Raw genomic sequence first — 6,305 nt, forward strand, 5'->3', positions numbered from 1 at the left:
CCCAGGCTCCGGCTCCCGCCCCGGCGAAGGCCGCCGCGCCCGCCGCCAAGCCGGCCGCCGCCAAGCCCGGTGCAAGCACCGGCTCCACCGGAGCGGCTGACGCCGCGCGGACGTCTGCCACCGAGGCCAAGGCCGGCCCCGAGCAGGTCACCCTGCGCGGCCCGTCCGCCGCCGTGGCGAAGAACATGGACGCCTCCCTGGAGCTGCCCACGGCCACGTCCGTGCGCGCGGTCCCGGTGAAGCTGCTGTTCGACAACCGCATCGTCATCAACAACCACCTCAAGCGGGCCCGGGGCGGGAAGATCTCCTTCACGCACCTCATCGGCTACGCGATGGTGCAGGCCATCAAGGCCATGCCGGCGATGAACCACTCGTTCGCGCGGGTGGACGGCAAGCCGACCCTGGTGAAGCCGGAGCACGTCAACCTCGGTCTGGCCATCGACCTGGTGAAGCCCAACGGCGACCGCCAGCTCGTCGTCGCGGCCATCAAGAAGGCCGAGACGCTGAACTTCTTCGAGTTCTGGCAGGCCTACGAGGACATCGTCCGTCGCGCCCGCGACAACAAGCTGACGATGGACGACTTCACCGGCGTCACGGTCTCCCTGACCAACCCCGGCGGCCTCGGCACCGTCCACTCCGTGCCGCGCCTGATGCCCGGCCAGTCGGTGATCATGGGCGTCGGCTCCATGGACTACCCGGCGGAGTTCCAGGGCACCTCCCAGGACACCCTGAACAAGCTCGGCATCTCCAAGGTCATGACGCTCACGTCGACCTACGACCACCGGGTGATCCAGGGCGCCGCCTCCGGCGAGTTCCTGCGCGCGGTCGCCAACCTCCTGCTCGGCGAGAAGAACTTCTACGACGAGATCTTCGAGGCGCTGCGCATCCCCTACGAGCCGGTCCGCTGGCTCAAGGACATCGACGCCTCCCACGACGACGACGTCACCAAGGCCGCCCGCGTCTTCGAGCTGATCCACTCCTACCGGGTCCGCGGCCACGTCATGGCCGACACCGACCCGCTGGAGTACCGCCAGCGCAAGCACCCCGACCTGGACATCGTCGAGCACGGCCTCACCCTGTGGGACCTGGAGCGCGAGTTCGCCGTCGGCGGCTTCGCCGGCAAGTCCCTGATGAAGCTGCGCGACATCCTCGGCGTGCTGCGCGACTCGTACTGCCGCACCACCGGCGTCGAGTTCATGCACATCCAGGACCCCAAGCAGCGCAAGTGGATCCAGGACCGCATCGAGCGCTCGCACACCAAGCCGGAGCGCGAGGAGCAGCTGCGCATCCTGCGCCGGCTGAACGCGGCGGAGGCCTTCGAGACCTTCCTGCAGACGAAGTACGTCGGCCAGAAGCGCTTCTCCCTGGAGGGCGGCGAGTCCGTCATCCCGCTGCTCGACGCGGTGCTGGACTCGGCCGCCGAGTCCCGCCTGGACGAGGTCGTCATCGGCATGGCCCACCGCGGCCGGCTGAACGTGCTGGCGAACATCGTCGGCAAGTCGTACGCGCAGATCTTCCGCGAGTTCGAGGGCAACCTCGACCCGAAGTCGATGCACGGCTCCGGCGACGTGAAGTACCACCTGGGCGCCGAGGGCACCTTCACCGGCCTGGACGGCGAGCAGATCAAGGTCTCCCTGGTCGCCAACCCCTCGCACCTGGAGGCGGTGGACCCGGTCCTGGAGGGCGTCTCCCGCGCCAAGCAGGACATCATCGGCAAGGGCGGCACGGACTTCACCGTCCTGCCGGTGGCCATCCACGGCGACGCGGCCTTCGCGGGCCAGGGCGTGGTGGCCGAGACCCTGAACATGTCGCAGCTGCGCGGCTACCGCACCGGCGGCACGGTCCACGTCGTCATCAACAACCAGGTCGGCTTCACCGCCGCCCCCGAGTCGTCGCGTTCCTCCATGTACGCGACGGACGTGGCGCGGATGATCGAGGCCCCGATCTTCCACGTGAACGGCGACGACCCGGAGGCCGTGGTCCGCGTCGCGCGGCTGGCCTTCGAGTTCCGTCAGGCGTTCAACAAGGACGTGGTGATCGACCTCATCTGCTACCGCCGCCGCGGTCACAACGAGTCGGACAACCCGGCCTTCACCCAGCCGCTGATGTACGACCTGATCGACAAGAAGCGCTCGGTGCGCAAGCTCTACACCGAGTCCCTCATCGGTCGCGGCGACATCACCCTGGAAGAGGCCGAGCAGGCGCTGCAGGACTACCAGGGCCAGCTGGAGAAGGTCTTCACGGAGGTCCGCGAGGCCACCTCGCAGCCGGCGTCGGTGGAGCCGTCCGACCCGCAGGCCGAGTTCCCGGTCTCCGTGAACACCGCGGTGACCACGGAGACCGTCAAGCGGATCGCCGAGTCCCAGGTCAACATCCCCGACCACATCACCGTCCACCCGCGTCTGCTGCCGCAGCTGCAGCGCCGCGCGGCGATGGTCGAGGACGGGACCATCGACTGGGGCATGGGCGAGACCCTCGCCTTCGGCTCGCTGCTCCTGGAGGGCGTCCCGGTCCGGCTCGCCGGCCAGGACTCCCAGCGCGGCACCTTCGGCCAGCGCCACGCGGTCATCATCGACCGCAGCACGGGCGAGGAGTACACGCCGCTGCAGTACCTCTCCGAGGACCAGGCGCGGCTCAACGTCTACAACTCCCTGCTGTCCGAGTACGCGGCGATGGGCTTCGAGTACGGCTACTCGCTGGCCCGCCCCGACGCGCTCGTGCTGTGGGAGGCCCAGTTCGGCGACTTCGTCAACGGCGCGCAGACGGTCGTGGACGAGTTCATCTCGTCGGCCGAGCAGAAGTGGAGCCAGACCTCCGGTGTGGTCCTGCTCCTCCCGCACGGCTACGAGGGCCAGGGCCCGGACCACTCCTCGGCCCGCCCGGAGCGGTTCCTGCAGCTCTGCGCCCAGAACAACATGACGGTCGCGATGCCGACCTCGCCGTCGAACTACTTCCACCTCCTGCGGTGGCAGGTGCACAACCCGCACCACAAGCCGCTGGTCGTCTTCACCCCGAAGTCGATGCTGCGCCTGAAGGCCGCGGCCTCGAAGGCGGAGGAGTTCACCACGGGCCAGTTCCGCCCGGTCATCGGCGACGCCTCGGTCGACCCGGCCGCGGTCAAGAAGGTCGTCTTCACCGCCGGCAAGGTCTACTACGACCTGGAGGCCGAGCGGCAGAAGCGCGGTGCGACGGACACGGCGATCATCCGCATCGAGCGCCTGTACCCGCTGCCGGGTGCGGAGCTCCAGGCGGAGATCAAGAAGTACCCGAACGCCGAGAAGTACCTGTGGGCCCAGGAGGAGCCGGCGAACCAGGGTGCCTGGCCGTTCATCGCGCTCAACCTGATCGACCACCTCGACCTGGCGGTCGGCGCCGACCTGCCGCACGACGAGCGTCTGCGCCGCATCTCGCGGCCGCACGGCTCGTCCCCGGCGGTCGGCTCCGCGAAGCGCCACCAGGCCGAGCAGGAGCAGCTGGTGCGCGAGGTCTTCGAGGCGTAACCGGCGGCAGTACGCGCGGGCCGCACCCCTCTCACGGGGGGTGCGGCCCGCCCGTTTTCCCGCACATATCCTTGGCCTCATGTACTTCACGGACCGTGGCATCGAGGAACTGGAGAAGCGGCGCGGGGAGGAGGAGGTCACCTTCGAGTGGCTGGCCGAACAGCTCCGCACCTTCGTCGACCTCAACCCCGACTTCGAGGTCCCGGTGGAACGCCTGGCCACCTGGCTGGCCCGCCTGGACGACGAGGACGACGAGTAACACCCCCACGGGGGCGGCCTCCCCGCCCCCACCGCACACCTGCACCTGCACCCGCACCCCTCGCCGGCCGCAGGCGGCCGCACCGCATACCCACCCTCCGCAGGCAGTCGCACCGCGTGCCGCCGCTTCCGCGGGCGGTCGTGCCTTCCCCAGTGCCTCAAGGGCCCGGGAGGTGCCCCCAGGGCGGCACGGGTGGGCGCGACGGCACCCCGTAAACGCCGGGCCGCGTGAACACCCCCGCCCGGCACCGGCACCGGCACACATCACCCTCGGCACAGCCACGCCTCACAAGCCGACGGATCACCAGAACGAGTGCCTTGACTTTCCCCTGCCGCGATATATCGTGAATCACGTAAGACGCGATATGCCGCGTCGTAGTCGACCGCTGCGTTCCCAGGAGGTCCCCTCATGCCCGAATGGTCCGTCGCGGAACCCACGAAGCTCACCTTCGACACCCCCGTGAGCAACCTGCACGTCCGCATCGTCAACGGCACGGTGAACATCGTCGGCACCGACGACCCCACCGCCCACCTCCAGGTCTCCGAGATCGAGGGCCCTCCCCTCGTGGTCACCCAGCAGGACGGCACCCTCACGGTCGCCTACGACGACCTCCCCTGGAAGGGCTTCCTCAAGTGGCTGGACCGCAAGGGCTGGCGCCGCAGCGCGGTGGTCTCCCTGGCCGTCCCGGCCCGGACCCGGGTCGAGGTGGGCGTGGTCGGCGCCGGCGCCGTGGTCTCCGGCATCCACGGCCCCGCCTCGGTGAAGGGCGTCGCCGGCGACACCACCCTGGTCGCCCTGTCCGGCCCGGTCCGCGCGGAGACCGTGTCCGGGAACGTGGAGGCCCAGTCCGTCACCGGCGACCTCCGCTTCGCCTCCGTCTCCGGCGACCTCACCGTCGTCGAGGGCTCCGGCTCCTCCATACGCGCGGACACGGTCGGCGGATCCATGATCGTGGACCTCGACCCCGACGGCCCCACCGACGTCAAGCTGACCAGCGTCTCGGGCGAGATCGCCATCCGGCTGCCGGACCCTGCGGACGCCGAGGTGGAGGCCAACACCGCGAGCGGCGCGATCTCCAACGCCTTCGACGACCTCCGGGTACAGGGCATGTGGGGCGCCCACAAGCTCACCGGCCGGCTGGGCGCGGGCAGCGGCAAGCTGCGCGCCACCACCGTCTCCGGCTCCATCGCCCTGCTGCGCCGCCCGGCCGTGGACGACGAGCCGGACCCGCGGGACGGCGCGGGGGACAATGCCGGTACGACCGACAAGAAGGTGCTCTGACATGCCTCCCGTCTTCGCCCACGGACGCCTCCGCCTCTACCTGCTGAAGCTGCTGGACGAGGCCCCGCGCCACGGCTACGAGGTGATCCGCCTCCTCGAAGAGCGCTTCCAGGGGCTGTACGCGCCGTCGGCGGGCACGGTCTACCCGCGCCTGGCCAAGCTGGAGGCGGAGGGCCTGGTCACCCACACCACCGAGGGCGGCCGCAAGGTGTACTCCATCACGGACGCCGGCCGCGCCGAACTGGCCGACCGCAGCGGCGAGCTGGTCGATCTGGAGCTGGAGATCCGGGAGTCGGTCGCCGAGCTGGCCGCCGAGATCCGGGCCGACGTCAGCGGCGCGGCGGGCGATCTGCGCCGCGAGATGCGGGCCGCGGCCGGCAAGGCCCGCCAGAGCCGTACGGGCGGGGCGTCCAGCGAGGAGGAAGGCGCTTTCGGCGACTTCGGGGTCTTCGGCAACAAGGACGCCTGGCAGGCGGCCAAGGAGGAGATGCGCCGCGCCAAGCAGGAGTGGAAGGAACAGGCCCGCCGCGCCAAGGACGAGAGCCGCCGCTCCCGCGAGGAGGCCGAGCGCGCCCGCCGCCAGGCCAAGGAGGCCCAGGACAGGGCGCAGGAGGAGGTGCAGCGCATCGTGCGCCAGGTACAGGAGCAGGTGCAGGACCACTTCGCCCGGGGCGACTGGCCGACGGGCCTGCGGGAGGGCCTCGGTGAACTGGCCAAGGGAATGAGCGGGTTCGGCAAGGACTTCGCCTTCGGCCGCACCGGTGCGGGGACCTCCGACAAGTCCTCGGAGCCGTCGTACTCCGAGACGCCCGGGGACTTCCCCGCCGACTACGCCCCGGCCTGGGCCCACGAGGACGCCTCGGACTCCACCGGCGACCCGGCCCGCGACCTGGACCGCCTGCTGGACCGCTTCCGGGACGACATCCGCGACGCGGCCCGCGACCACGGAGTCACCCCGGACCAGCTCCGCGACGCCCGCCGCCACCTGTCCACGGCAGCGGCCCACATCGGGGTGATCCTGCGCGCCCCGAAGCGGTAGGTCCCCGGCCCGGCCGCACACGACCGGGCCGGCGCCTCGGGCCCACCCGCCTCGGCGGGATGCCCCGGCCGGGCCGGGGCCCCTTGAGCCGGCCCTGGGCCGACGTCAGCCCGCCTTGGCCTCGCCGCCCCCGTGGAGGACCCGGGTCACGGACTCGTACGTCACGCCGTGGTCGGCGAGGACCTCGGCGGGGACTCCGGGGCGGGTGGTCAGGGAGAGCAGAAGG

4 protein-coding genes and 1 pseudogene are annotated in these 6,305 nt (G+C 70.9%); 4 read left to right on the forward strand and 1 reads right to left on the reverse strand.

What is annotated here, in order from left to right; all coding sequences use genetic code 11:
- From B7767_RS10460 to B7767_RS10475, 4 genes are all read left to right on the forward strand, one after another.
- A partial coding sequence (locus tag B7767_RS10460) for a multifunctional oxoglutarate decarboxylase/oxoglutarate dehydrogenase thiamine pyrophosphate-binding subunit/dihydrolipoyllysine-residue succinyltransferase subunit (protein ID WP_107485975.1) occupies positions 1–3,500 on the forward strand: 3,500 nt, incomplete at its 5' end.
- A gap of 79 nt (positions 3,501–3,579) precedes the next feature.
- Positions 3,580–3,759, forward strand: coding sequence for a DUF6104 family protein (locus tag B7767_RS10465; RefSeq protein ID WP_003992906.1), 180 nt, complete (start codon positions 3,580–3,582; stop codon positions 3,757–3,759).
- 408 nt (positions 3,760–4,167) lie between these two features.
- Positions 4,168–5,040, forward strand: a complete 873-nt coding sequence (locus tag B7767_RS10470) for a DUF4097 family beta strand repeat-containing protein (RefSeq protein ID WP_085571955.1) — start codon at positions 4,168–4,170, stop codon at positions 5,038–5,040.
- Between the two features lies 1 nt (position 5,041).
- A complete protein-coding gene (locus tag B7767_RS10475) occupies positions 5,042–6,079 on the forward strand; it encodes a helix-turn-helix transcriptional regulator (protein ID WP_085571956.1) in 1,038 nt (345 codons plus the stop codon).
- A gap of 105 nt (positions 6,080–6,184) precedes the next feature.
- On the opposite strand, the pseudogene B7767_RS47910 reads toward B7767_RS10475, so the two are convergent.
- Positions 6,185–6,305 (reverse strand): annotated as a pseudogene (locus B7767_RS47910) (peptidase); the annotation flags it as partial.

It is taken from the genome of Streptomyces sp. 13-12-16 (assembly GCF_002114215.1).
Lineage (GTDB): Bacteria > Actinomycetota > Actinomycetes > Streptomycetales > Streptomycetaceae > Streptomyces.